At 59.0% G+C, this 23,445-nt stretch carries 25 protein-coding genes; 1 reads left to right on the plus strand and 24 read right to left on the minus strand.

Annotated features, from left to right (window positions below):
* Positions 1–487: 487 nt before the first annotated feature.
* The 16 genes from ACFSR7_RS22790 to ACFSR7_RS22865 all read right to left on the minus strand — a co-directional run bounded on the left by ACFSR7_RS22790 (position 488) and on the right by ACFSR7_RS22865 (position 16,215).
* Entirely contained in the window at positions 488–1,012 is a 525-nt protein-coding gene (locus tag ACFSR7_RS22790) for a cell wall elongation regulator TseB-like domain-containing protein (protein WP_378165554.1), read from the minus strand.
* Entirely contained in the window at positions 1,009–2,313 is a 1,305-nt protein-coding gene (locus tag ACFSR7_RS22795) for an amidohydrolase (RefSeq protein ID WP_378165555.1), read from the minus strand. The genes ACFSR7_RS22790 and ACFSR7_RS22795 overlap by 4 nt, the downstream gene beginning before the upstream one ends.
* A complete protein-coding gene (locus ACFSR7_RS22800) occupies positions 2,310–2,996 on the minus strand; it encodes a redox-sensing transcriptional repressor Rex (protein ID WP_378165557.1) in 687 nt (228 codons plus the stop codon). The genes ACFSR7_RS22795 and ACFSR7_RS22800 overlap by 4 nt, the downstream gene beginning before the upstream one ends.
* The gene (gene dinG, locus ACFSR7_RS22805) at positions 2,993–6,184 is read right to left on the minus strand and encodes an ATP-dependent DNA helicase DinG (RefSeq protein ID WP_378165558.1); all 3,192 of its coding nucleotides are present in this window, start codon (positions 6,182–6,184) and stop codon (positions 2,993–2,995) included. Before dinG ends, ACFSR7_RS22800 begins: the two co-directional genes overlap by 4 nt.
* 62 nt (positions 6,185–6,246) lie before the next feature.
* On the minus strand, positions 6,247–6,906 hold the full coding sequence (locus ACFSR7_RS22810; protein ID WP_378165560.1) for a hypothetical protein: 660 nt from the start codon (positions 6,904–6,906) through the stop codon (positions 6,247–6,249).
* Between the two features lie 70 nt (positions 6,907–6,976).
* Positions 6,977–7,360: an aspartate 1-decarboxylase gene (gene panD, locus ACFSR7_RS22815; RefSeq protein WP_378165562.1), complete on the minus strand. Its 384-nt coding sequence runs from the start codon at positions 7,358–7,360 to the stop codon at positions 6,977–6,979.
* On the minus strand, positions 7,357–8,274 hold the full coding sequence (panC, locus tag ACFSR7_RS22820) for a pantoate--beta-alanine ligase (RefSeq protein WP_378165564.1): 918 nt from the start codon (positions 8,272–8,274) through the stop codon (positions 7,357–7,359). Before panC ends, panD begins: the two co-directional genes overlap by 4 nt.
* Positions 8,271–9,134 (minus strand): 3-methyl-2-oxobutanoate hydroxymethyltransferase, encoded by an 864-nt coding sequence (panB, locus tag ACFSR7_RS22825; protein ID WP_378165566.1) that lies wholly within the window; start codon positions 9,132–9,134, stop codon positions 8,271–8,273. The genes panC and panB overlap by 4 nt, the downstream gene beginning before the upstream one ends.
* Positions 9,135–9,430: 296 nt before the next feature.
* Positions 9,431–10,438, minus strand: coding sequence for a biotin--[acetyl-CoA-carboxylase] ligase (locus tag ACFSR7_RS22830; protein WP_378165568.1), 1,008 nt, complete (start codon positions 10,436–10,438; stop codon positions 9,431–9,433).
* A gap of 169 nt (positions 10,439–10,607) precedes the next feature.
* Positions 10,608–11,930: a CCA tRNA nucleotidyltransferase gene (locus ACFSR7_RS22835; protein ID WP_378165570.1), complete on the minus strand. Its 1,323-nt coding sequence runs from the start codon at positions 11,928–11,930 to the stop codon at positions 10,608–10,610.
* 48 nt (positions 11,931–11,978) lie between these two features.
* A complete protein-coding gene (gene bshA, locus ACFSR7_RS22840) occupies positions 11,979–13,145 on the minus strand; it encodes an N-acetyl-alpha-D-glucosaminyl L-malate synthase BshA (RefSeq protein ID WP_378165572.1) in 1,167 nt (388 codons plus the stop codon).
* Between the two features lie 114 nt (positions 13,146–13,259).
* The gene (gene bshB1, locus ACFSR7_RS22845) at positions 13,260–13,964 is read right to left on the minus strand and encodes a bacillithiol biosynthesis deacetylase BshB1 (RefSeq protein WP_378165574.1); all 705 of its coding nucleotides are present in this window, start codon (positions 13,962–13,964) and stop codon (positions 13,260–13,262) included.
* Positions 13,961–14,383 (minus strand): methylglyoxal synthase, encoded by a 423-nt coding sequence (locus ACFSR7_RS22850; RefSeq protein ID WP_378121483.1) that lies wholly within the window; start codon positions 14,381–14,383, stop codon positions 13,961–13,963. The genes bshB1 and ACFSR7_RS22850 overlap by 4 nt, the downstream gene beginning before the upstream one ends.
* A 58-nt stretch (positions 14,384–14,441) precedes the next feature.
* Positions 14,442–15,245 carry a 4-hydroxy-tetrahydrodipicolinate reductase gene (gene dapB, locus ACFSR7_RS22855; protein ID WP_378165576.1) on the minus strand — a complete coding sequence of 268 codons (804 nt, stop codon included), beginning with the start codon at positions 15,243–15,245 and terminating at the stop codon, positions 14,442–14,444.
* A 6-nt stretch (positions 15,246–15,251) separates the two neighbouring features.
* Positions 15,252–15,803 (minus strand): tetratricopeptide repeat protein, encoded by a 552-nt coding sequence (locus ACFSR7_RS22860; protein WP_378165578.1) that lies wholly within the window; start codon positions 15,801–15,803, stop codon positions 15,252–15,254.
* 43 nt (positions 15,804–15,846) lie between these two features.
* Entirely contained in the window at positions 15,847–16,215 is a 369-nt protein-coding gene (locus ACFSR7_RS22865; RefSeq protein ID WP_378165580.1) for a nucleotide pyrophosphohydrolase, read from the minus strand.
* 88 nt (positions 16,216–16,303) lie between these two features.
* On the opposite strand from ACFSR7_RS22865, the gene ACFSR7_RS22870 reads away from it, so the two are divergent.
* Positions 16,304–17,173 carry a YitT family protein gene (locus ACFSR7_RS22870; RefSeq protein WP_378165582.1) on the plus strand — a complete coding sequence of 290 codons (870 nt, stop codon included), beginning with the start codon at positions 16,304–16,306 and terminating at the stop codon, positions 17,171–17,173.
* Positions 17,174–17,194: 21 nt separating this feature from the next.
* Here the strand turns inward: ACFSR7_RS22870 and ACFSR7_RS22875 are convergent, their stop codons facing one another.
* The 8 genes from ACFSR7_RS22875 to ACFSR7_RS22910 form a co-directional block, all read right to left on the minus strand.
* Positions 17,195–18,037, minus strand: a complete 843-nt coding sequence (locus ACFSR7_RS22875; protein ID WP_378165584.1) for a sporulation protein YpjB — start codon at positions 18,035–18,037, stop codon at positions 17,195–17,197.
* Positions 18,038–18,078: 41 nt separating this feature from the next.
* Complete coding sequence (locus ACFSR7_RS22880; RefSeq protein WP_378165586.1) at positions 18,079–18,747, minus strand: DUF1405 domain-containing protein; 669 nt, start codon at positions 18,745–18,747, stop codon at positions 18,079–18,081.
* Between the two features lie 73 nt (positions 18,748–18,820).
* Entirely contained in the window at positions 18,821–19,693 is an 873-nt protein-coding gene (locus ACFSR7_RS22885) for a menaquinol-cytochrome c reductase cytochrome b/c subunit (protein ID WP_378165587.1), read from the minus strand.
* A gap of 19 nt (positions 19,694–19,712) precedes the next feature.
* A complete protein-coding gene (gene qcrB, locus ACFSR7_RS22890) occupies positions 19,713–20,384 on the minus strand; it encodes a menaquinol-cytochrome c reductase cytochrome b subunit (RefSeq protein ID WP_090112781.1) in 672 nt (223 codons plus the stop codon).
* Between the two features lie 18 nt (positions 20,385–20,402).
* Positions 20,403–20,936 carry a Rieske (2Fe-2S) protein gene (locus tag ACFSR7_RS22895; RefSeq protein ID WP_378165589.1) on the minus strand — a complete coding sequence of 178 codons (534 nt, stop codon included), beginning with the start codon at positions 20,934–20,936 and terminating at the stop codon, positions 20,403–20,405.
* 250 nt (positions 20,937–21,186) lie between these two features.
* Positions 21,187–21,609 (minus strand): DUF2487 family protein, encoded by a 423-nt coding sequence (locus ACFSR7_RS22900; RefSeq protein ID WP_378165591.1) that lies wholly within the window; start codon positions 21,607–21,609, stop codon positions 21,187–21,189.
* 147 nt (positions 21,610–21,756) lie between these two features.
* Positions 21,757–21,936: an IDEAL domain-containing protein gene (locus ACFSR7_RS22905; RefSeq protein ID WP_090112787.1), complete on the minus strand. Its 180-nt coding sequence runs from the start codon at positions 21,934–21,936 to the stop codon at positions 21,757–21,759.
* 144 nt (positions 21,937–22,080) lie between these two features.
* Positions 22,081–23,337 (minus strand): hypothetical protein, encoded by a 1,257-nt coding sequence (locus tag ACFSR7_RS22910; protein WP_378165593.1) that lies wholly within the window; start codon positions 23,335–23,337, stop codon positions 22,081–22,083.
* Positions 23,338–23,445 lie beyond the last annotated feature (108 nt).

Below are 23,445 nucleotides of genomic sequence, written 5' to 3' on the forward strand. Positions count from 1 at the left end.
GTTGTGTCAAATATTTGCGTATGGGGTAAATGATAGGTCGCACGCAAGAAAACCGCCAGGGATGTTCCACCTGACGGTCCTTTTAGTTTGCGGATATCCGAAACGGGAGTCGCGCAGAACACCTGTTGCCGGCTTATCCGCCCGCCTTTGCGATGGGACGGCGTTTCGTCGCATGCCACGTTCATTCACCGCAATACATGCAAAAAAACATCTTTTTTCTCCGATTACGTATCATCGTACAGAATAGATGTTAAAAGAGTTACTACACAAGAACTCCTAGGCGCCTCATACACATGACTGGCCGAAGTTATTCCTGCTTAGGAACTCCTTGACGCTCTATAAGCAACGCCAGCCGAAATTGTACTTAAGTAGGAACTTAAAAGGCAGTTATTTTCTTTATCTAACCGGAATATCGGCTAAAAAACTGATCTTTCTAAAGAAGACCCGCGCCGTAAGGGCGCAGGCCATAAATTCCGATACCTATTATTTACGAGACCAAATTATAAGTTCTAAGCGCGCTTCCGTCCTTGAAGGAATAGAAGACGATCGCTTGCCGTTTCAAATCGGGATCGTCCATGTAGCGAATCTCCCAGGCGGGTTGTCCCGAAAACCACCCCGGCAGCAGACGTACGATTTTTTTGCCCGGATGATCCGAATTGAAGCGGTCACGGATGCCGTCTTCGCTATAGCCGTCCCCGACCTTCTCCTTGAGCGAGCCGTCCTGACGCAGCCATACGAACCAGTCGGTATTGGAAGCGTCCTTGCCCTCGACGACCCAGACCGAATCGTCCCACACATGCTGCGAAACGTTGCCGATCTTAATAAGCCCCGCTTCTTGCTTGGCCTTCGCGACCGCGGTTCGCTCCTCGCCCCGGTATTCGGCATCCGCGCTCCGGATGTATACGACAAATACGACCGCAACGAAAAGGAGGAAGCCAAGGACAATTAAGGTCAGTCGCCACCCTGTCCACGCCGACTGCCGTCTCCGCTCCGCGATCCGGCTAGGCGTCATCCCCGCAGCCTCTCGAAGCAGCGCTGCGCTTCATAGCGGATCCGTTCGACGTCAAGCGTCAGCAGTTCGCGATCGCGCATGATACGCCGGCCGTCGACCCACACGTGCGCAACGTCCGCTCCGCGGGCCGAATAGACAAGATGGGAAATATAATCGGTGCGCGGCATAAAGTGCGGCTTGTCGATCGAAACCGCGGTGATATCGGCCTTTAAGCCCGGACGGAGACTGCCGGTTACGTCTCCCAGACCGATCGAACGGGCGCCGTAAAGCGTCCCCATTCGCAGCGCTTCCACCGCGGGAACGGCCGTCGGATCGCCGGACACGCCCTTGTGGAGCAGTGCCGCAAGCCGAATCTCCTCGAACAGGTCGAGATTGTTGTTGCTGGCGGCGCTGTCCGTCCCGAGCGAGACGGTGACGCCGGCGCGCAACAATTCGGGCACCCTCGCTACGCCGCTCGCCAGTTTCAGATTGCTGACCGGATTATGTGAGACGGCGACGCGTCGCTCGGCGAGCAGCGCGATCTCGTCGTCGTTCAGATGCACCGCATGGGCAACGAGCGACGGACGGGAAAACAGCCCGAGCTTGTCCAGATGCTCGACCGGACGCGCGCCATACTGTTTGACGTTTAATTCAACCTCGGCAGCCGTCTCGGACATATGCGTATGCAGCGGCAGATCAAGCTCGTGAGCGGCGGCCACGATGCGTTCGATATAGTCGGGCGGGCATGTGTAAGGCGAATGCGGAGACATCATCACCTGAATGCGGCCGTCTGCCGCGCCTTGCCAATCCTTAGCGAATTGAATCGCGTCGTTCAACTTCGCCGTCTGGATGTCTGGCGGACAGAGTCCGATTACGCCGCGGGTAAGCGTAGCCCGCAGTCCTGCCTGGGCAGCAACCTCCGCGACTTTGTCCATGTGATCGTACATATCGACGAAGGTCGTCGTTCCGCTAAGAATCATTTCCGCTGCGGCAAGGGACGTCCCCCAATATACGTCGTCGGCCTTAAACTTCGCTTCCATGGGCCACATATGATTTTCAAGCCAGTCCTGAAGCACCAGATCGTCCGCCAGGCCTCGCAGCAGCGACATCGCCGCATGACCGTGCGTGTTGATCAGACCGGGCATGAATAACAACCCTTTTCCGTTTACGATTTCCTCCGCCTGATCGCGAAGCTCCGCCGGGGGGGCGCCTTCGCCCGATGCGGAGATATACCCGTCCTCAACGTAGAGCCACCCTTCGAAAATTTGCCGATTAGCGGACAGCTCCGCGAAAATGCCGTTCTCGATCAGCCAACGTTTCATTGTTCCACTCCTTCTTCGTCGTCGGATACGCTTGACTCTTCAGCCCCGTCCGCATCCAAATCGTGATCCATATAATAAGCCAAGCTCAGCAGGTCGCTCGTAAAATCCGCATGATGAATGCGAATGCCCGCAGGTATTTTCAGCACCGTCGGCGCGAAGTTCAGAATTGCCCGGATTCCCGCTTCGACAAAGCGGTCCGCGACCTTCTGCGCTTCGCTCGCCGGCACGGTGATGATTCCGATCGAGATCTCCTTGTCCTTCACTTCATGCGGAAGCATCTGTATCGGGTTAACGGTCAGATTGCCGATGGCCACGCCTTTTTTGGCCGGATCGTCGTCGAACACCGATACGATTTTCATATTGTCCTTCAGGTACATATTGTAATTGCACAGCGCGCGGCCCAGGTTCCCGGCGCCTACGAGCGCCACATGAATCGGGCGGTCGAGGTTGAGGATATGGCGGATCTTTTCGATCAGATAACCGACATTGTAGCCGACGCCCTTTCGCCCGAACTCGCCGAAGTAGGCGAGATCTTTGCGGATCTGGGCGGGATTGAGATCGAGCTTGTCTCCGAGATCCTGCGAGGACACGGTCTGTACGTCGCTGATGCTTAGCTCGTTGAGGTAGCGCAGGTAGATCGGAAGGCGCCGGACGACCGCTTCGGAAATTTTGATTTGCTTCAACTGGAGACTTCTCCTTCCCACCCACCGGATTCCTGCTTCGGTTTTTTAGCTCTTGTCCGTTTCGTCTTGGTGTTCCCGGGTGCCGATGCCTCCGGAACGCCGGCTTCGCCGGAAGGTGCGGACGGCATATCGCGGGCGGATGCGGGCGATGAACCGCCTTGCTCTGCAGCATCCGTTAGCACTCCGCCCGTCGGTGCTGCAGAACGCCGGTCCGCGTCGGAGCCGGACTCGACTGGGACCTCGGCTTCGGATGGGGCCCCAGCGTTGGAGGCAGCATCGTTGTGGGAGGCGGCTTCGGCGTAGGACGCCGTTTCCGCGGCAGCGACAGCATTCGCCGGATGCAGCCATTCCCGTATGCGCGGCACCAGGCCTGCAAGCGGCAGATGTTCCATCTTGGGGCCGGGCAGCGAGTACAAAAAGTATTTGCCGTAGCTCGTATCGATGACGCGCGTATCGTACAAGACGACGATGCCCTTGTCCGAGGCAGTTCGCACGAGTCTGCCGAAGCCCTGCTTGAACTTGATAACCGCTTGCGGCAGCGACAGCTTCATGAACGGATTTTTGCGCTGCGCCGTCAGGCGCTCGCTCTTGGCCTCCGTCACCGGATGGTTCGGCGGCTGGAACGGCAGCCGGACGATAGCGAGACAGGTCAGGGCATCGCCCGGAAGATCGACGCCTTCCCAGAAGCTGCTCGTGCCGAGCAGCACCGAGCGCGGTTGCTCCATGAACTGGCTCGTCAGCCGGCTGCGGCTACTGCCGTCCATCCCTTGCCCGAGTACTTGAATATCGACCGGCCCGAGCGCGGACTTAAGCGGCTCGTATACGGTTTTCAGCATTTTATGAGAGGTGAACAGCACGAGCATGCGGCCGCCGGTCTCGGTCGCCACCTCGGCCAGCGATGTCGTCAGCGCCTGTAAAAACGCGGCTTCGCCGTCCCTGCCCTTGATCGACGGGAAGTCCCGGGGAATGAGCAGCAGCGCTTGCTGACGGTAATTGAACGGCGAAGGAAGCTGCGCAGTCCGCAGTCTTCCCTGCTGCTCCGCTTCGTCAAGACCAAGTTGCTCCTTGACGTACTGGAACGACTTGTCGACCGTCAATGTGGCGGAAGTGAGCACGATGCTTTCCTTTTGACCGAACAAGCCCTCCTTCAGCAAGCCGCTGACGTCGGCGGGCACGATATACATCCATAACGAGCGGCTTTTGTATTGGGTGTGTCCTTCGATCCAATAAACGCACTCCGCCTCGGACATCGAGACAAACGTCTGCAGGTCGCCGCGAACGGATGACAGCTCCTTGACCGAGCCGTTCATGTCGGTCAGAAGGCTCTGCAAGGCCAGATCCTCGCTTCGGTCGCGAATCTCCGCCAGCAGCTTCTCCAGCGGACGCACGAGATCCGAGAGCCGCAACACGACATTGTCCCCGTCTACGCGGATCGACTCCCAATCCCTCGGCATCGCGTCCGGCTTAAGCCGGTAGCTAAGCCCGCCCGTCTCGTCGGCGGCAGCACCCGAAGCGAGCAGGCCGTAGAGCCTGTCCGTCCATTGTTCCCACGATTCCCGAAGCTCCTGCACGCGCGGCAGCAGCTCCTCCAGCTTTTCGGCCCAGGTACCGCTCGCGCTCTCCGCCGTGCCGGTCAACTGGGAGATCAGGCTCGGCAGCTGCCCGGTCCTGGCATCCTTCGCGAGCCTCGCGAGCGCGGAAGGCAGTGCGCCGTAACCGATCCGGCGTCCGAGATGGTTGCTCGCCACCTCTTCCATATGATGGGCTTCATCGACGATCAGCCGATCGTAGGCCGGCAACAGCCGGTGCTCCGCGCGCATATCGGTAAATACCATCGCATGGTTGGTAATGACCAGATCCGCCTTGAGGGCATCCTGCCGCGCACGGTGGTAGAAGCATTTGCGGAACCAGGGACACTGTCTGTTCAAGCAGGAATCCGCGTCGCTTGCGACGGCGTTCCACTCTTCCTTGGAGCGGCTGCCTAGATTGAGCTCCTCGGCTTCGCCTCGCTCCGTCTCCGACAGCCAGACGGCCAGCTGGCCTCTCGCCACGGCTTCCTCCCGGGACAGCGCGAACGCGGGGGTCTGCATCTGCTGCTCGAACTTGCGCAGGCACATGTAGTTGCTTCGCCCTTTGAACACCGCCGCCTTGAACGGAACGGGCAGCACGTCCTGCAGCAGCGGCAGATCGCGCTGGCGCAGCTGTTCCTGCAGCTGAATCGTATGCGTCGTCACGACGATTTTTTTATTTTCTTTTAATCCATAATAAAGGGAGGGCAGCAGATAGCCGAGCGACTTGCCGGTCCCGGTGCCGGCTTCGACCAGCAGATGGGAATCTTCGGCCAGCGCCTGATGAACTTCGTCGTACATGATGCGCTGTCCTTCTCTTGGCTCGTAGCCCGGAAACAGCTCCTTCATGCGATCGGCGACGATGCCGAGATAGTTCTCGAACGGCATATCGGCGAGCGAGCGCTCCGCCTGCAGACGCTGAGCCTCGCGGCCTTCATCGTCGTCCGTCCAGTCGGCGATCCGCATGGCGAACTGACGGTAGTATTGATAACCCTCCGGCTCTTCGAACCATGTGGTATCGCGCTCGGCGCGAAGCGACGTCAGCAGCCAGCCGAGATCGCTTCGCTCGCCGTCGGTCAGCTCGCACAGCCGCTCAAGCGTCAGCGTCGGCAGCGCCCGGAGCCTGCCGATGCAGGCCGTCAGCACCTCCGCCGTCGCCAGCGCGTCGCTATCGGCCTGGTGAGGCCTGTCGTGCGCGATGCCAAGACCGTGCGTAATTGCAGTTAGCCGGTAGGAAGGCAAAAACGGAAAGACCAGTCTTGCCAGCTCGACCGTGTCGAGCACGCGCCCGGAAAACGGCAAATAACCGCTCTTGTCTAGAGCGGCTTGCAAAAAGGCGGCATCGAAGCCGGCGTTGTGCGCGACGAGGACGGCATCGTGAAGCAGCGGCACCATCTCGGCTACCGCGTCTTCGATCGCCGGCGCATCCGCGACGTCCGCGTCGCCGATCCCCGTCAATGTCGTAATAAAAGCGGGTATCGAGCGGGACGGCTTCACGAGCGATTGAAATACGGAAGACACCGCGCCCGTGTCGTCCACGACCGCGATGCCGATTTGTATAATTTCATCTTGCTGGGACGACGTCCCCGTCGTCTCGAAGTCGAGTACCGCAAATTTCATGAAAGACTTCCTTTCCTGCACTTCGCCTTCATCGCGCCATCGGACTTGCTGCGCGGTCAGCTTCAGCCAAGCGCGAGCGCCGACAGTTCTGCGCTGCCGAAGGAGAGATGTACGCTGCCGGCGTCGCAAATACAGGCGTCCAGGTTATGCTTCGCATCGGCGAAGCCCGGATCGAGCTCAAGCGCCTTGCGAAAAAATTGCTGTGCCTGCGCCATATTCGCTTGAACCGCCTGTACGCAGCCCATCGCGTTGTAGGCGATCGACTGCAGCTTGGGCTCGTCGGCCGTTCCGGCTACGAGCTGAAAATGGCGGTGCGCTTCCGCGAACTCGCCGAGATGCATGCGGCTCATTGCCAGATACAGGCGGGCAAGGGACCATTCCGCGTACCGGGCGAGCAGCAGTTCGAACTGGCACGCGCATTCGCGAAACATATGCAGTTTGAAGTACCCCTGCCCCTTCACGAACGGAACGGGCCATTCGGTCGGCATAACGGGATCGGCAGACTTTCCCTTAAAGCCGTCGATATCGCCGGTTTGCCGCCGTCTGTAATCGCCCATCTTTTCCTCAAGCGCAAGCCATGACTCAATGATATCATCACTCATCGATTTTAACACGTTCCATTGCTCTTCCAGCGCCAACTTTTCATCCGGCGATGAATTCGGGTAGCGTTCGATCATCTGGTCCAGCACGTCGTTCATGGCGGAGAAAAAGGGTTGAATCACGGAAGAAGGCCCCCAGTCGCAGACGATTTGTACTGCTCATTCTGCGTTTACCGGAGGCCTTTCATACGCTTCAGACGACGGTCGAATGAGGCTCCTGCGCCATCATTTGAACGACGCGGTTGCCTTCGTCCAATATGGCGACCTTCGGCTTGTGCCGCTTCGCTTCTTCGTTTTCCATATAGCCATAAGCGATAATGATTACCTTGTCTCCCGGCTGCACGAGACGCGCTGCCGCGCCGTTCAGGCAAATGACGCCGGAGCCGCGAGGCCCCGGAATCGTGTAGGTCTCAAACCGCGCGCCGTTGTTGTTGTTCACGATCTGAACCTTTTCATCCGGCAAAATATCGACCAGTTCCAGCAAATCCTCGTCGATCGTAATGCTCCCGACATAGTTCAGGTTCGCTTCCGTCACCGTCGCTCTATGAAGCTTGGATTTCATCATTTGTCTCATCATAAGGAATGCGCCTCCGGAAGGGAAATAAGAATATTGTCAATGAGGCGCGTGCGTCCGAAACGGACCGCTGCCGCGACGATGATCCGTCCGCCTGATTCGGACTCGGACAGCGAGGCGTCCGGAGCGGGCGCCTGCAGTCCAGGATAAGTCAATACCTCGACGTAGTCGATATCGGCCAGCGGCGAAGCCGTTATGCCTTCTTTGACGGCTGCCGTCAATTCGACTGCGTTCATGCCCGATCCGATCCAAGCGGGTACCTTGGCGAGCGTGGCTGAAATAACCAGCGCCTCGCGCCGTTCGTCGGCCGACAAATACACGTTTCTCGAACTCATGGCAAGTCCGTCCGCCTCCCGCACGATCGGACACGGCACGATCGCGACCGGTTGATTGAGATCGGCGACCATGCGTTCGACGACGGCGACCTGCTGCGCGTCCTTCAGGCCGAAGTACGCGCGGTCGGGCTGAACGATGTTAAACAGCTTCGTCACGACAATGCCTACGCCGTCGAAGTGTCCGGGCCGACTGGCTCCGCATAGACGCTCTGTGACGTCCGAGATTGTAATGTGCGTCGCCGCGGGAGTCGGGTACATCTCTGCGACGTTCGGCAGGAAGACGATATCGGCGCCTGCGCGGGCGGCGACGTCCAGGTCTCCGGCTTCGTCGCGCGGATAGCGTTCGAAGTCTTCGTTCGGGCCGAACTGAAGCGGATTGACGAAAATGCTGAGCACCGTCAGTCCGTTTTCCTGGCTCGATCTGCCGATCAGACTGGCATGGCCTTCATGCAAAAATCCCATCGTAGGCACGAAACCGACGGATGCGGCCGCGCCGGCATCCATCCGGTAGGCGCGGATCGCTTCGCGCATCTGTGCAATCGTGCGAATGACCGCAGGAGCCGAAGTTATCGTAGCCGTCACTTTGGATCGCCTCCGTACAATTTGGTCGTTGGCTTTTCTTGGGGCTGGGCTTGCAACTGGAACGAATGGCTTTCTTCCGGAAACCGTCCGTTCTTCACTTCGTTCACATATTGCGACACGGCGGATCGGATCGTCTCGCCGACATCCGCATAAGGCTTTACGAATCGTTTATCGCGAATACCCGAGCCGTACCTGATTAAGTCGTGGTAAACGAGCACCTGCCCGTCGCAGCCCCTTCCGGCGCCGATGCCGATCGTCGGAATAGACAGCGCGCGCGACACGGCAGCCGCTGCAGGCTCGACGACCAGCTCGAGCACGACGGCTGCTGCACCCGCTTGCTCAAGCGCCTTTGCATCGGCCAGCAGCCGAGCGGCCTCAGCCTCATCGCGGCCCTGCACTTTGTAGCCGCCGATCTGCAGCACCGACTGCGGGGTAAGTCCCAGGTGGCCGATGACGGGAATTCCGGCGGATACCAGCAGCGCGACCTCCTCGGCGAGCTCGGCTCCGCCTTCGAGCTTCACCGCGTGAGCACCGCCCTCCTGCATGAGCCTGGCGGCATTGCGGAGGGTCTGCTCCTTGCTCCCGCGATACGTGGCGAACGGCATGTCGGTCACGATCATCGTGCGGGGAGCGCCTCGTAGTACGGCTCTCGTATGATAGATCATATCCTCAAGCGTCACAGGCACCGTCGTCTCGTAGCCGAGCACGACATTGCCGAGCGAGTCTCCGACGAGCAGGACGTCCACGCCGGCCTCCTCGGCCAACCTTGCGGACGGGTAGTCGTAAGCGGTGACCATGGCGATGGGCGAACCCTGGGCTTTCATCGATTTCATTTTAGGCGGCGTTAACGGTTGACTCATTACGTAGGGCTCCCTTCTGTGGGCGGCCAGCCATCCGAGCGCGCAAAAAAACCTTCGTTTGCCCATGAGCAAAGAAGGTGTCCATTCAGCAGGAACGCTTCACGTCCTTCTGTCTCGGTCCCTTGGGCTCAGAGCAGAATCCGCCGCGAATCATCACGGTTATTCGGTTCTTTTCGGCATAGCTCGTCATTGGTTAGCATGTCTCTCAGTGCGGTTCGTCATGATACCGCCCGAGAGCTATATTATAACAGACCGGCCTCGGATCGTAAACGGTCCGATTCCCCGATGAGGCCCCATTAGCGGCTATCTTGATCCTTGGTGCCGGGCAGCGGCGCCGCATCGCCGATCTCCGCCGAATAGATCGTCCGGACGCCGCCTTCCGGCAGCTCGACGCGAAGTCCTCCGCTCTCGTCCAGACCTCTCGGCACGCCTTCGAAAAATCCTTGCCCGGCGTTCAGGGATACCGTGCGGTTCAACGTTATCGAATAGGTTTCCCATAAAATGCGAATCGGCTCGAAGCCTTGCTGCTTATAGACGGCGTACAACTGTTCGAATTCAAGCAGCACGGCGGCGACAAGGGCAGCACGGTCGAAGGCGCGCCCGGCCGCCAATTTCAGAGAAACCGCTCGCGACAACAGCTCCTCGGGATAATCTTCCTCGTCCAAATTCACTGCGATGCCGAGTCCGACTGCGACATACCTCAGGCGTTCGTCCTCGGTTGCGGACTCCAGCAATATGCCGCTGATCTTGCGTCCGTCCACGAGCAGGTCGTTCGGCCATTTGATCCCGATCGTCAGGCCGGTCTCGCGGCCAATGCTGCGGCACAACGCGACGGCCGCTAGCAGCGTCAGCTGCGGCGCCAGCTGCAGCGGCACGTCAGGCCGCAGCAGCAGGCTCATGTACACGCCGCGTCCGGGCGGCGACACCCAGGAGCGGCCCATGCGCCCCCGGCCGTTTTCCTGACGCTCGGCGATGACGAGCGTCCCCTCGGGCGCTCCCGCTTCGGCAAGCTCGCGCAGCACGTCCTGCGTAGAAGAGACGACCTCGCGGATATGCAGGCGCCTGCCAAAGAAATGCGTTCCGAGCTTGCTCTGAAGCTCAGCGACATTCAGTCGGGAAGGCCTCCCCGTCAGTCTATAGCCTTTGCGTGGCACAGCTTCGATCGCGAAGCCCTCGGCCTCCAGTCTGCGGATTTGCTTCCAGACGGCGGTCCGGCTGACGCCCAGCAACCGGCTGATTTCCTCGCCGGATACGAATTCGCCCTGCTTGCCCTCCAGCAGCGTCAACAGCTGCGATTGTTCCATCAATGCTCACCTTCCTGTTCGAGCGATGTAAACCCGCTCTGTATCTCTTACGAACCGTTCTTTTCATTGCCGAGAACGCTGTAGTAGACGCGCCCTGCACCACGAGAGGCGTTGAACCCCCGCAGCTCTGAAGATGCGCCATCCCCTGGATCAAGAGAGGCAATGAACACTATTCATGGTCCCGGAGGCTCCTTAAATAAGCGTTACGCAGCGTTTCCGCGTCATTGTGCAGCTCGCCCAAAGCAACCCGCTCGAGCAGGTCCCGGAGCGCGATCGCGATCCAGGGCCCCCGCGCTATGCCGGCTGCGGCCGCCAGCTCGTCTCCCCGGAGCGCGAGATCGGCAGCCCGAACCGCGGGCAGCGCCGCCGTCCACTCGGGCACAACCGAATGCAGCTCGCCGGGCACGCCCAATGCCAAGCGAACGTCCTCGGTGCCGAAAAGCTCATGCCAGTCCGCGGCGGCTTCGGTCCCCCGGTCGAGCACCCCTAAAGTCCAGTTTCGACGCCACAGCTCCGACACTGACGATATAGATAAACCTAGGTGCAGGCGAAGAATGTCGACAATTCGCTTGCTCCGCTTCCCCGCGAAGTGCAGCCGCCTCATCGCTTCTTCCGCCGCTTCAGGGGACGCCTCACCAGCGAGGAATAACGCCGTCCATCGCAAATCGCCATCTACATCCTTCGGCAAATAACGAGCGAGACTGGACTTATAGGCGAGGCCTGCCGCTTGAATAACCCCGGCCTCCCCTTCGGCTGTTCCTTCAATCTGCCGAAGGCGAGCAAGCCACGCCTCCGGCAGCGGCAGCTTGAACCGCTCGGGCAGCGATGCCGCCAACAGCAGCGCGAACGCGCGGCCCGGATCGCTGCCGGCCACCATCTTGTCGAGCTCCGCTCCGATGCGCTCCATCGCGACGAGCGGAAGCTTGTCCCGGCAAGCCAGCACGCCCCTCCAGGTCGATTCGTCGATGGCGAGACGGTACCGGGCCGCAAATCGCACGCAACGAACGATTCGCAGCGCATCCTCGTCGAACCGCTGAGCCGGATCGCCGACCGCGCGCAGCCGGCACGCTCGAAGATCGTCCATGCCGCCGAACGGGTCGACGATTGCGCCGTCGGGACCTGCGGCCATCGCGTTTATCGTAAAATCGCGACGCGCCAGGTCTTCACGGACATTCTGCACAAAAAAGACGTCGTCAGGTCGTCTGCCGTCACTGTAGCCGGCTTCCTGCCGAAACGTAGTCACCTCAAAAAAAAAGCCCGAACGGCGAACCGTCACGGTGCCGTGCTTCAGGCCCGTCGGCAGCGCATCCGGAAACATTTGCAGCACTTCGCCGGGGGCGGCCGAGGTGGCGATATCGATATCGCTGGCTTCGATCCCGAGCAGGGCGTCGCGCACGCAGCCGCCGACGAAATAAGCCTCGCTGCCCTGTCGGCCCAAGATGCGCAGCACCTCGAGTCCCGCTTCCCATTGCGCACCTTCGTAGCTCATCATGGCGATCGCCCCCTCTTCGTATGGGATCCGGAGAACCGCTCAACCCGGTCAGCGGGGTTCGCAGGCCGGTTCGATGTTCGGGGCCGGAATGCCCAGCACATTGTAATAAATTTGTTCATATTGCGCCGTAATCAGATCGTTGCAAAATTGCGTGCGCGAGCGCATCAGGCAGGCTTCCCTGAATTGCGCGTAAAGCGCTTCGTCCGAGAGCAGCCGCACGGCATGCGCCGCCATCTCCGACGTATGGCCGATCGGAGCAAGATATCCCGTCTCTCCGCTGACGACCAGCTCCGGAATGCCGCCGGCGGTCGAGCCGATCGTCGGCACGCCGCAAGCCATCGCCTCAAGTGCGACGAGACCGAAGCTTTCCTTTTCGGAAGGAAGCAGCACGAGATCGGCCAGCGACAGCACTTCGGCGACATCGTCCTGCTTGCCGAGATAATGCACACGATGCTCAAGCCCCATCGACCGGATCTTGGACTGGATCTTCGGCAGGTCCGGTCCTTCGCCTACGAGAAGCAGCTTGGCGGGCAGCTCCGCATGGACTTTAGCGAAAATGTCTACGACGTCGGAAGTGCGCTTGACTGGACGGAAGTTGGAGATATGCATGAGCACCTTTTCGTGCGGTTCCGCAAAGTCTTTGCGCATTTCCGAAACTTCGCGCGGATAATAAACGCGTTTGTCTACGAAATTGTATGTCAATTCGATCGGCGTCCTGATGTCGAGCAGCTCCTGCGTCTCGCGAATCAGGTCCTGGCTGACAGCGGTTACCGCATCGCTTGCGCCAATACCGAGCCGAATGATGTCCTTGAGCGATTCGTCCTGCGCCAGCACCGTGATGTCCGTACCGTGCAGCGTCGTGACGATCTTGAGCTTGCCGCCGGACATTTGCTTGGCCAGCAGCGCGCAAATCGCATGCGGCACCGCATAATGGACATGGAGCAAATCGAGCTCCTGCAGCTTTGCGACCTGGTGCATCTTGCTCGCGAGCGACAGATCGTACGGCGGATATCGGAAAACGTAATAATCCGACACTTCCACCTCGTGATAATAAATGTTCCGCTGGAACTTGCCGAGCCGAAAAGGCATGCTCTGCGTGATGAAATGAATCTCGTGTCCCTTCTCGGCGAGCAGCTTACCGAGCTCGGTAGCCACGACGCCCGAGCCGCCCAGCGAAGGATAGCATGTAATGCCGATCTTAAGCGGTCTGAACATTTGCGAATCCCTTCTTCCCGAGCGTGAGCGGCGGTCTGCGATGCAAGGAACCTGGAAGGAGATCCATGCAGGGTACCGCCGGTATCGCGATGTGGTCCTTGGCAAGGCAGTTCTTTAAAATCCGTCCAGCTTCAGCGAGCCTTTGGAAATGAAGCCTTCGGCGTAGGCAACGCGGTGAGGCGCCCCGAACAGACGGTCGCGCGCGGCGACGTTGTCCAGATAACCTGCCGTGAGCGGCGTCGGGACCCAGTCGGGCGTCTCCTCCATCGGAGCGAACTGGGACCGGTAAGCCGACAGCGCATCCATTTTCACCGACTGGCAGGCCGTTATATCGACGACCAACTGCGGCGCATGCATATCGTTAATGAAATAGTAGCAAAGAGCGTCCGGAGACCAAGCTTCCCATTCTGGCCGATAGCGTCGCAGCTTCGCGTTGAATACCGCTTCCTCTGCAAGCCGGCTGCATGCCGTATGATCCGGATGCCTGTCTTCGAAGTAAGGCGCAAATACGATACGCGGACGGTGCCGGCGTATGACCTCGACCAGCTTGTCCACCTGTTCGGAGCCTGCCTTCAATCCCCGGTCGGGCAGACCCAGATTGCCGCGCACAGCGAGTCCCAAAAGCTCGCTCGCCATGGCCGCTTCTTGCTGGCGCGTCTTGGGGTCGCCGTTGGAAGACATCTCCGCAAAGGTCAAATCGTACAAGCCGACGCGGCGTCCTTCGCGCGCTGCCTTGGCGATCGTGCCGCCCATGCCGATCTCGGCGTCGTCCGGATGCGCCGCGAATACGAGCAGGTCAAGCTGCAAGGCGTCGCTCATTCGTCGATCCCGGGCTTGTACTTATGCACGAGCTCGCGCCACGCGAAATCGCCGCGTTCGAGGCATTTTACCAGCAGCTCCGCCGTTGCGACATTGGTCGCGACCGGGATGCCCTGCACGTCGGAAAGACGAAGTAGCGCGATGATATCCGGCTCGTGCGGCTGGGCCATAAGCGGATCCCTAAGAAATATAATAAAGTCCATCTCGTTGGTCGCGACCATCGCGCCGATTTGCTGGTCGCCGCCGAGCGGGCCCGACGCGAACCGGTGTACCTGCAGCGCCGTATTTTCCATGATACGCGCGCCGGTCGTGCCGGTCGCGTAAAGCTTGTGAGGCTTAAAAACATTTTCGTAAGCGATCGCGAAGTTCACCATCTCGTCTTTTTTGCGATCATGAGCAATCAGTGCGATATTCAGCATCGTTGAACCGCGTCTCCTCTCCCGGGAGCGGGATAATAGGTTTGCAAAACGGGTTGAATCAGTCGAGCAAATGTTCGAAGCCGTAAACCAGTCCGGTTACGCCTATGATCTTCTTGACGGCCGTAGCCACGCCAGGCATGTAACCTGCACGGTCGTAGCTGTCGTGCCGAATCTTGAGCGTCTGTCCATGTCCGCCGAAGATGACTTCCTGTTGGGCGAAAACGCCCGGAAGACGCACGCTATGTATTCGGAAGCCGCCAAAATAACCGCCGCGCGCCCCCTCGATCACTTCTTCCTCGTTCGGGTTGCCCTGGCGCAGCTCGCGCCGCGTCTCGGCGATCCGTTCGGCAGTCTTGATAGAGGTGCCGGACGGCGCGTCCAGTTTCTGGTCGCCGTGGTATTCGATGATCTCGACATGCGGCATATACTTGGCCGCTTCGGCGGCGAACTTCATCATTAACAGGGCACCGATCGAGAAGTTCGGCGCGATCAGGCAGCCGATGCCGCGCTCGAGGCACTCCCGGTCGATCTCGTCCATCTGCTCCTGCGTAAACCCGGTCGTACCGACAACGGGCCTGACGCCTAGCTTGACCGCTGTCATCGTATTGGGCATGGCGGACTTGGGGTTCGTGAAGTCGACGAGCACGTCCGGACCGCTGTCCCGCAGCGCCCGCGCCAGATCGTCGGTCATAGCGACGCCAGCTTCGGGCAGCCCGACGAGCCGACCCGCATCCTCGCCGGATGCGGATCGGCCGATGGCGGCCACGAGCGTGAGCGACGGATCCTCCAGCACCATTTTAACCACTTCGCGCCCCATTCTTCCCGCTGCGCCGGCTACGGCGACTTTGATTTGCTGCGACATCCGCGATCACCTGTTCCTTCTTCTAGTATAATGGGTATAAATGAGCCGCCAGCGCCTCGCGCGCTCCATCTTTGTCTCCCGGAGCAGCCTGCCCGCTTCGAGCAGCATCGGATTCATCTCCTTGGCGGTGCACAGCGCATCGATCGCCCGGTCGTATTCGCCCGCGAGCCGGCATGCGATGCCGAGCAGCAAATACGCGCCCGCATCGAGCGGATCGAGCTCGACCGCCTCCTGCAGCAGCTCGATCGCCGTGTCCGGCTCGGGCTGCGGCTTCGCCAGCAGTGCCTTGGCCTGGCGGGCGAGCTGTCGCCCTTCGACCAGCCGGAGATGCAGGCGATAGTCGGCCTCCCTCGGAGCAAGGCGTACGGCACTGCGCGCATAGTCGAGCGCCAAGTCGAGCTTGCCGTTCCGTGCGAGGCTGATGGAGCCTTTATAATAGTAGGAAGCATTGTCCGGCTCCGCCTCGACCGCCTGGCGGAACCAATCGACCGCGGCTTCGAAGTCCGAGGCCAGGATGGCTTCGTAGGCGCGGCGCAAGCAAGTTTCCCCGTCCTTCACATGTACCATCCTCCTCGAATTGGGGATGATACAGCATATGTATCTACGGGATATCCGTGTGCTTCTTCGTCCATCTGTCCGCGTCGCGCGTGCCGAACTTGTGCAGGACGCGCTCGATGGCCCGGGTAAGATCGATCCCTTCCCGGTTGGCGAAGCACAGGACGATGAACAGAACGTCGCCCAGCTCCATCTCGATGGAATTGTCGGCTTCATCCGCCTTCTTCGGCTTTTCGCCGTATTTGTGATTAACTTCCCGTGCCAGCTCCCCTGCTTCTTCGGTTAATCTGGCCAGCATCGCGAGCGGAGAGAAGTACCCTTCCTTAAACTGCGAAATATAGGCGTCGACGTCTCGCTGAATATCTGACAGGTGCCGCTCGGCGAGAACAAGGTCCGCGATTTTGGATTCAGCCACGTGTGACGGTCCTTTCCATCGGTTTCTTCTTATGTTAGCTTAAGATGTCTGCAAAAATCAAATGAATTTCAGCATGGAGGTTTTGCGCATGACTCGGCAAAAGCTGTGGGCTTCGGTCCGGACGTGGAGCATTTTGCTGCTCGGCACCGCGCTTTACGGATTCGGAATCGTTTATTTTATCGTGCCGAACAGGCTGATGGAGGGCGGCGTGACAGGCGTAGGCATCCTTTTGCTCTATGCGGCGGGTCTGCCGGCTTCGGTCACGACGCTTGTTCTCAATCTGCCTCTATTCTGGCTCGGCTGGCGCAAGCTCGGCTTTCGGGCGATGGTATATACATTCGGCGGCACGGTATCTTTATCGATATTTTTATGGCTCTGGCAGGCCATCGTCGACCATGGATGGCTTACGCCTTTCACGACGCAGCAGGACTTCATACTTGTCGTGCTTTATGCCGGGGTGACGCTGGGCGCAGGGCTTGGGCTCGTCTTTTACGCCGGCGGCACGACGGGCGGGGTGGATATTATCGCGCGCATCGCCAACCGCCGCGGCGGGGTCAGCATGGGCCAATTCATTTTGCTCATGGACGTTATCATTCTCGGCACCTCGCTCATCTTTATTCCGAAGGAAAAAGTGCTCTACACGCTCGTCAGCGTTTTTATATCCTCTCGTGTCATCGATTTTGTGCAAGAAGGTGCTTATGCCGCCAAAGCCTTCACGATTTTGTGCCGGGAGCCGGAGAAGTTGGCCAAGCAAATTACGAGCGAGCTCGAGCGCGGCGTCACCCTTATGAACGCGGTCGGCGCTTATTCGGGAGAAGCCAGGATGGCCGTTTACTGCGTAGTCAGCCGGTTTGAGGTGCGCAAATTAAAAAGCCTCGTCCGTCAGCACGACAGACAGGCTTTTATCGTTATCGCCGACGTGCACGACGTGCTTGGCGAAGGCTTCAGAGAAGAATAGACTGCCGACCGAATGGCCGGCTTATTTTTTTCGCTGCTCTCCGCGGTATTTACGCCATCCCGAGTAGGTCAGCACCGTGAGGATGAACGCGCCGATCGCCGAGAAAAATCCGGCAGGCGGCGCCGCGGCAAGCGGTCCCGAAGCGGGGGCCTCCGCTGCAGGCGGGTACAGTCCTTCGATCGCCGCACCGATCTGGGGCGCGAGCTTGGCAGCAAGCGACGGGTCCGAAGCAGCGGCGGACAGGATTCGTCCCGCATAGCGAATGACCGCATCCGCGCGCGCTGCCTGTTCCCCTCTTCCCGTGGCGACGACCGCCGGCCTTATAAGGCCGTAATGGCCGTTCAGGGCGGCCAGCTTCTCCTTCGCTTCGGGGCTCGTCTTGCCTCCGGCGCTTACGATGGCTGCTTGGAGCGCATCCGTATCTTCGCGCATCAATCTGCGATACTCCAGCCACAGCCCCTGCCCGTTCAAAGACACCGCGTCCGCGGCGAGCCGCAGCGAAGCCGATGCGCCATAAACCTCTTCCGCATCCGGGGACAGTGCGGATACCGCTCGCCGCATCCGTTCCATGGCGGCAGCAAGCGCAGCGGCGGCTTCCGGCGCGGGTAGACTTTTGGACGGAACCGCATGCAGCGCTTCTTCGGCCTGCGTTACTTTTCGCAGCACGACAAGCGGGTCGCCGTCACTCACAGATCTGTATAGGCTCTCCGCCGCCACGCGGAAACGGTCGACCGGATCTTGATCGGCCGCTTCGCCGGCCGCTGCAGCGGCTTGTCCGCCGAGCAAGGCTTCAAGCCAAACAAGCAATACGGCAGCCGCGAGCACGCGGCGCGACAAGCGTATGCGTACACCGTTCATCGACATGGACATCCCTCCACTAAAAAACTATGAGGGGATGTCCTACTTTAGACCTCGCCTCGTACCGCGGAGGTACGTCTGGCGCGCTGATTGGCAAACGATACGATTGCGGCAACGCCGACGCTGAAGATGGTCAGCGCAAAGGTAAATATCGCGACGCCAAGCAGCCGGTCGTCGAGGGATTGCGGCAGGCTCGGGTAGACGCCGAAGCCGTAGTCGACGATATCGTTGAGCAGCGTCCAGGCAGCTGCGATGCCGAGCGCGATCGCTCCGTACAAGAAAAACCGGCCGTACAGAACGGCGCATACCGCCATGGACATGTGGGAGACGATCAGCATCCAGTCCTGCCAGACGATCGGGCTGCCATAAGCCGCGCTGGCGAAAATGATTACAGTTGCCCATATGCCGTATTTAATAGAAGTAACGACCGCAAGCGCCTCAAACACGCATCTCACGCCTGTTACGACCTTGTTATCCCCATCGCCAAAAGAAGACAACCAAAGCCATAACGCCGCGATCGTAAAAAACAGCGAAGCTGTCGGACTGTCCGGCACGAAGGGGATCAGCCAAGCGGGATGCGTCTGCATCGTGTCCACCAGCTGGTTTTTGTACCAGTAATAGCCGTAGATCGTCCCGAACACGTAAAAGACCATAAGCAGCGTCATAACCCAATTTTGCGTCAAAAATCGGCGCGACAGCAAAACATTCGGATCCATCCCAGCACCTCGGCCATCTCAAAAATCTGGAAAAGGGCCTGACCATGCCGGTCAGGCCCTTTGATCGTGCGTCTTATTCGGTTGCAGCCTTTTGCTTCGCCAGCCAAGTTGCGACCTTGTCGATCTCTTCGTCGGACAATGTGCCCTTGAAGGACGGCATGCCGTCGCCCTTGCCGTTGGTGATGATCTCTTTGATCTGATCGTGGTTCAGCGTATCGCCGATCCCCGCCAGCATCGGACCGACTTGACCTTGAAGCTCGGTGCCGTGACAAGCGATGCACTGCGCCTTCATCGTAACGGAGAACGCTTCGTCCTCAGGCGCGACCAACGCCGGCACTTTTTCCTTGCCGTAGATATAACGGCCTTTACCCTCGGCGATCTGCTCTTCGGACTTCATCTCCCGCTCGATATGCTCGGGGATGGTGCCGTTCGCTTCAAGCTCCTTGGTGTAGTGATGCCATGATACCCAGGTCAGGTACACGCTTGCGATCAACGTTACGAACATGAGCGAGCTTGCGATCGGACGGCGATAGAATCTGCGCTCCTTGCCCGTATCGAGGAACGGAGCGAGGAACAGCGCGCCGAACAAAATCGCCGGAAGTCCGATTGTACCGAGTACGATGTAGTTCTCGGACGTGTACGGATACTTCAGCAGCTGATAAATGAAAAGGAAGTACCAGTCCGGCATCGGAATAAACGCGCCGTTGAGCGGGTTCGCCGGATAGCCGAGCGGAGCGGGCTCCGCGATCGTCAGCGTCAGGAAGCCTACGAGCACGACGACGCCCGCCATCCATTCCTTCAGCAGGAAGTTCGGGATAAACGCTTCGGACTTGCCGGGAAACGCCGTGTAATCCGGCGGTGCCGGCTTGTCCGGGTGCGGCTTGCGAATGCGCGAGTCGCCTACGTATACGATCTTCTCGTTAGAATTGCCTTTACCATGTGCCAATGCTTGCCACTCCTCTCTCTTACAGCGGCCCGGAAATGCCCTGTTTGCGAATCATGAAGAAGTGTGCGGCAAGCAGCGTCAGCAGCACGCCGGGCAGGAAGAACACGTGAATCGCGAAGAATCGAGTCAGCGTCTGCGCGCCGACGATCGTGCCGCCGGCCAGCAACTCCTTGATATATCCGCCGATCCACGGTACCGAACCCGCAATCTCCATGCCTACCTTGGTTGCAAAGTATGCTTTGTTGTCCCACGGAAGCAGGTAACCGGTGAAGCCCAGTCCCAGCATGACGAAGAAAATCAGCATCCCCACGACCCAGTTCATCTCGCGCGGCGCCTTGTAGGAGCCGGTAAAGAAGACCCGAAGCGTATGTAGGAACATCATAACGATAACGAGGCTCGCGCCCCAGTGGTGCATGCCCCGGACGATAACGCCGAAGGCGACCTGGTGCTGCAGATAGTCTACGCTGTAATACGCGTTAATGATATCCGGCACATAGTACATCGTAAGAAACATCCCCGAAAGGATCTGGATGACGGTAATAAAGAACGTCAGTCCGCCGAAGCAATATACGAACGCGGAGAAATGGTGAGCTGGGTTAACGTGCTCAGGCACCTCGTGGTCCGCGATATCTCTCCACATCGGCGTAACATCGAGACGTTCGTCAATCCAGTTATACATGCCTTTAAACATGGACGAGACGCCCTCCTTCTATACCCGTGTGTTCGATTCCAGCGGTCCGAGATATACCCAGCCGTTCTCGACCTTGACTTGGTATTCGTCAAGCGGCTTAGGCGCCACCTTGAGATTTTTGCCGTCTTTTGTATATCTTGCACCGTGGCAAGGGCAGTGATACAGATTCGGCGCTTCTTCGCCGCTCCAGCTGATCGTGCAGCCCAAGTGCTTGCACACCGGGGACAGCGCGAAAATCTTGCCGTCGTCGCCCTTCGCTACGAAAGCTTGGAGCTTCGGGTCGCTCTCGTACCACCCGTCGACCTGGTGAACCTTGAAGTCGATGCTCTTCGGCTCCTTGGTCACGTCTTTCTCCTCGATTGCCTTGACGAAAGCGGTCTCAGCCTTCTTCTGCAAAAGCGGGTCTACAGCGAAGCGCAGCATCGGGATGATCGCGCCGCCCGCCATGAATGCAGTGGCTCCGCCGAGCGTATAAGACAGAAATTGACGTCTTGTCATTTCATTGCGCTTGATCGGCTTATGCGAGGTTTCGTGCTGCTTATTGTGGTCCATTTTTTCTACCCCCTTTGCCCACCAAAATCGCGTCCGATACGGACTTTCACCTCTTGTTCACAAGGACATACCTATAATATCCCACGTGTCAAAGAGCGTCAAGAATACCCGTTCCGGATTTGGACACATCTCGGAATCGCATGAACTAAAATGTTGTCATTTTGTCACATTTAACCGAGGGCGAACATGCTTTTGTTATGCCCCGTTCCATCGATCCTATACAGACCGCCGTTCCCGATGGATGATGGATTCAAACCTGTGCCGGCCGCTTCCACATGTCCGACACGCTCCGCCGCAGCGTTTCCAAATCAGGCTCGCTCTCTTCGTCGGTCGGGCTCACGAATAAATCCGCCGACGGAACCCGCGTCTTGTCCCAACCGGGCTTGCCCGACACGACGACGACAAATTTAAAGCCGCGGGACTTGAGCCGGGCACACCATTCGTCGAGCGAAGCTTCTTCGCCTGGACCCGCGTAGTGATGGGCCGGATAGGTGACCGTCCTACCCTTGAAAGCCGACTCGATCGGCGCCAGCCAGTCTCCGGCAGCCCCGACGAGTTCGGCCGCTTCCGGAGGCGACTCGCCTCCCCGCAATCCCGTCACGGGAATGAGCGCGGTGTCCAGATACGGCTGAAGGTCGCTCCAATTGTTTTCGTCGAACTCGCTGAATCTCATCGCTTCAACTTCCTTCCATTCCGCATGCTTCTTCTATCCTACCCGATTCAGGCGCGCATGCAAGCCATTTTTGTCCGAATCTCCGTTCAGCAAAAACAGACTCGTCCCGACGCGCGGGCGAGCCTGCCTGACAAACGGGTGTCTGTCCTAATGAAGAATGGCCTTGAGCTCTTCGGTCAACCGCAGGAACGATTCCGAATCCCCTTCTTCGAGCGCATGGTCGATCTCGCCATACAACTGCTCCTTGCGATATTTTCGCAGCGCCTCGTCAAGCGTCATCTCGGCCGCGAGGCCAAGCATCGTCTCGTATGCGATTCTAATGTCCATAGGTTGCCCTCCTGATCTTTCGCGAGGCATCCGGCGTTAACGAATGCCTCCCGCTTATTTAGCGACCTCCGTCGCATCATCTTTCGTTTCGTAACGGCTGCTCTGCGTTTTGGAAAAGAATGCTGCCGGACACTGAGCCGGCAGTCAAACGGCCCCGTAGGACCAGGGAAGCGTATCTTCGAACCCGATCTCGCTGCCTGCGACGAGCAATACGCCTTGCGGCGTCATCGTCACGACCGCCTCTCCGTCCGCCGTCTCGCCGAGCCTCAGCAACCCCAGATGGAGCATCATCGAAAGCGTACGTTGTTCGAACACGCTTTTCTCCGTGTCATAGTAGTACGACTTCACGAGCGGGAGCAGCGTCGCGCCCAGCGATGAGACGGTTACCCACGAATGTCGCGACAGCCGCATTACCCACTGCACCAGCGCCTGCAGATTCGGCACGGGCAGCTTGTAAAGTCGAAGCCAAAACCGATACAAATCCGCAGGGTCGCAAGCTGCGTTGCCATCAGCCATCTCGCGTCCCCGCTCCGATAGCCGCAGCTCGCCTTCCTCTTCAAGGAGCAAGCCCGAATAGTAGGCATAATCATAGAGCAGCGAAAAGCGTTCGGGATATTCCTTGAACCGCCGACCGTACCCGAAGCGGAAAGCGGTCTTGGCAGGCGCCTGTTCCATGACCGAAAACGTGTCCAGCAACTGCTGCAGCTGCCTCTTATAAAGGTAGCCTTCGGCTGTGAGCGGCGTGTCGTGGTCTCTGACGAACTTTAGCATCCGAACGAGATCTCCGGCCATCATGCCCCGCTCGTCGCGATACGCCTGCGGTTCGTCGCGAAGCTCGACGCTCGTGCGAAACTGATCTTCAATAGCGCTGCAAAGCTTTTTTTTCACATCCTCCGGTACATGGAACAAATACCGCGTCTGCTGCGTGATGCCTCCGAACAGCCAGCCATAGCGCTTAAACCTCGCGATTGCGCTTCTACGTTCGTCTGAGGGACTTTTGGGTTCCTCCGGCAGCTTGGCTTTTTTCCGGCCGCCTGCCGGCGATTTCTTTGAGCTGCCGCCGTCCGCCGCGCCGCCCGTTTTGGACACGCCGGCCTGCGCTGCCTGCTTCGGATCGCCGGCCTGCGTAGGGGCCGATTCTGCCGCGAGCGCGGCTCTTGCGGTCAAGTCCTCCAGACTGTAAGCTTCCCGCTTTTCGAAAAGAAGGGAGTTTAGAAACCGGAGATCGCCGAGACTCATTTCTTCGACGCGCCGCGCCAGTACTTCGCGCCTCTGCACAGCGCTTAAGATCGATTGGATCAGCTCGTTTTTAGAATGGCTGCTGCATTCGCATTGATAGACTTCCGCGATGCCGGACAATTGCGCGATGTCCGCATAACTGAGCATGTCCGCCAAATTCATCGGGATCCCTCCTAAAACCGCTGATAGGAGAAGTATTGTCGCGATGCCGCGCATTTAAACGTAAACGGGTCATGGGAGGCATGCGCAAAAAAACCGACCGGATCGTGC

Origin of the sequence: Cohnella sp. GCM10020058, assembly GCF_042683485.1 — a bacterium.
In the GTDB taxonomy this organism is placed as follows: Bacteria; Bacillota; Bacilli; order Paenibacillales; family Paenibacillaceae; genus Cohnella.

What these genes read in the sequence shown, in the direction of transcription:
- ACFSR7_RS22910 (WP_378165593.1), bottom strand. Translation starts at nt 23,337, where the DNA reads ATGAATTTGGCGGACATGCTCAGTTATGCGGACATCGCGCAATTGTCC.
- panD (WP_378165562.1), bottom strand. Translation starts at nt 7,360, where the DNA reads ATGATGAGACAAATGATGAAATCCAAGCTTCATAGAGCGACGGTGACG.
- qcrB (WP_090112781.1), bottom strand. Translation starts at nt 20,384, where the DNA reads ATGTTTAAAGGCATGTATAACTGGATTGACGAACGTCTCGATGTTACG.
- ACFSR7_RS22880 (WP_378165586.1), bottom strand. Translation starts at nt 18,747, where the DNA reads ATGGATCCGAATGTTTTGCTGTCGCGCCGATTTTTGACGCAAAATTGG.
- dapB (WP_378165576.1), bottom strand. Translation starts at nt 15,245, where the DNA reads ATGTCGCAGCAAATCAAAGTCGCCGTAGCCGGCGCAGCGGGAAGAATG.
- ACFSR7_RS22790 (WP_378165554.1), bottom strand. Translation starts at nt 1,012, where the DNA reads ATGACGCCTAGCCGGATCGCGGAGCGGAGACGGCAGTCGGCGTGGACA.
- ACFSR7_RS22905 (WP_090112787.1), bottom strand. Translation starts at nt 21,936, where the DNA reads ATGGACATTAGAATCGCATACGAGACGATGCTTGGCCTCGCGGCCGAG.
- ACFSR7_RS22870 (WP_378165582.1), top strand. Translation starts at nt 16,304, where the DNA reads ATGACTCGGCAAAAGCTGTGGGCTTCGGTCCGGACGTGGAGCATTTTG.
- ACFSR7_RS22830 (WP_378165568.1), bottom strand. Translation starts at nt 10,438, where the DNA reads ATGGAACAATCGCAGCTGTTGACGCTGCTGGAGGGCAAGCAGGGCGAA.
- ACFSR7_RS22895 (WP_378165589.1), bottom strand. Translation starts at nt 20,936, where the DNA reads ATGGACCACAATAAGCAGCACGAAACCTCGCATAAGCCGATCAAGCGC.
- bshB1 (WP_378165574.1), bottom strand. Translation starts at nt 13,964, where the DNA reads ATGAGCGACGCCTTGCAGCTTGACCTGCTCGTATTCGCGGCGCATCCG.
- ACFSR7_RS22850 (WP_378121483.1), bottom strand. Translation starts at nt 14,383, where the DNA reads ATGCTGAATATCGCACTGATTGCTCATGATCGCAAAAAAGACGAGATG.
- ACFSR7_RS22875 (WP_378165584.1), bottom strand. Translation starts at nt 18,037, where the DNA reads ATGTCGATGAACGGTGTACGCATACGCTTGTCGCGCCGCGTGCTCGCG.
- ACFSR7_RS22835 (WP_378165570.1), bottom strand. Translation starts at nt 11,930, where the DNA reads ATGATGAGCTACGAAGGTGCGCAATGGGAAGCGGGACTCGAGGTGCTG.
- bshA (WP_378165572.1), bottom strand. Translation starts at nt 13,145, where the DNA reads ATGTTCAGACCGCTTAAGATCGGCATTACATGCTATCCTTCGCTGGGC.
- panB (WP_378165566.1), bottom strand. Translation starts at nt 9,134, where the DNA reads ATGAGTCAACCGTTAACGCCGCCTAAAATGAAATCGATGAAAGCCCAG.
- dinG (WP_378165558.1), bottom strand. Translation starts at nt 6,184, where the DNA reads ATGAAATTTGCGGTACTCGACTTCGAGACGACGGGGACGTCGTCCCAG.
- ACFSR7_RS22900 (WP_378165591.1), bottom strand. Translation starts at nt 21,609, where the DNA reads ATGAGATTCAGCGAGTTCGACGAAAACAATTGGAGCGACCTTCAGCCG.
- ACFSR7_RS22795 (WP_378165555.1), bottom strand. Translation starts at nt 2,313, where the DNA reads ATGAAACGTTGGCTGATCGAGAACGGCATTTTCGCGGAGCTGTCCGCT.